We start from the raw sequence: 1,180 nt of genomic DNA, 5'->3' as shown, positions 1-1,180 counted from the left end.
GTGCAGTACGAAGGCGAGGAGAGTGAGCGCAACGTGTTCTACACGGGTGCTGCGCCGAACCAGCAGGCGATCCCCGCCGTCGACTACCTGATGAAGGACGAGAAGGTGAAGCGCTGGGTGCTCGCGGGCACCGACTACGTCTATCCGCGCACCACCAACAAGATCCTGGAAGCCTATCTGAAGTCGAAGGGTGTCGCCCAGGAAGACATCATGATCAACTACACGCCGTTCGGTCACTCCGACTGGCAGACGATCGTGGCGGACATCAAGAAGTTCGGCTCGGCCGGCAAGAAGACCGCGGTGGTCTCGACCATCAACGGCGACGCTAACGTTCCCTTCTACAAGGAGCTCGGCAACCAGGGCATCAAGGCGAAGGACATCCCGGTGGTCGCGTTCTCGGTGGGTGAGGAAGAGCTCGCCGGCATCGACACCAAGCCGCTGCTCGGCCATCTGGCCGCCTGGAACTACTTCCAGTCGATCAAGTCGCCGGAGAACGAGAAGTTCATCAAGGCGTGGCAGGCCTACACCAAGAATCCGAAGCGCGTGACCAACGATCCGATGGAAGCGCACGTGATCGGCTTCGACATGTGGGTCAAGGCGGTCGAGAAGGTGAAGTCGACCGATCCCGACAAGGTCATCGACGCTCTCCCGGGCATCGAAGCCAAGAACCTGACCGGCGGCACCTCCAAGATGCTTCCGAACCACCACATCACCAAGCCGGTGTTCATCGGCGAGATCAAGGCGAACGGTCAGTTCGACGTGGTCTGGAAGACCCCGGGTCTTGTCGCTGGCGACGCCTGGTCGAAGGAGCTCGACGGCTCCAAGGACCTGATCGGCGATTGGGTCGGCAAGAAGTGCGGCAACTTCAACACCAAGACCAACAAGTGCCTGGGTTCGGGCTCCTGATCCGGGCCTGACGCTCCACTACACGACTGGAGAAGGCGGCGATCCTGCCGCCTTCTCCACCCATTTCTGCCGGGGTCATTCACAGTGCTAGCCAATTTGTCCGCCCGCCTCTGTTCGCTCCTGCTCTCGTTATTCCTGATCGCGTTCGCACTGCCGGCCTTCGCCGGTCCGTTCGAGGATGCGGTCGCCAAATTCGCCAACGATGATTATTCCGACACGGAAGAAGCGATCGGCGTGGTCGCGAGCAGCGGCAATCCGCTGGCCTTTCCCATCA

At 60.8% G+C, this 1,180-nt stretch carries 1 protein-coding gene and 1 pseudogene; both read left to right on the top strand.

Annotation, left to right across the window (positions count from 1 at the left end; genetic code table 11):
• Window positions 1–906 (top strand): transporter substrate-binding protein (locus tag AC1D00_RS42005; RefSeq protein WP_477014759.1); only part of this gene is annotated, 906 nt, incomplete at its 5' end.
• An 84-nt stretch (window positions 907–990) separates the two neighbouring features.
• Window positions 991–1,180, top strand: a pseudogene (locus AC1D00_RS42000) (urea ABC transporter permease subunit UrtB); the annotation flags it as partial.

Source organism: Bradyrhizobium sp. P2_E8, assembly GCF_056403875.1.
This window is presented reverse-complemented; position numbering and strand designations above follow the sequence as displayed.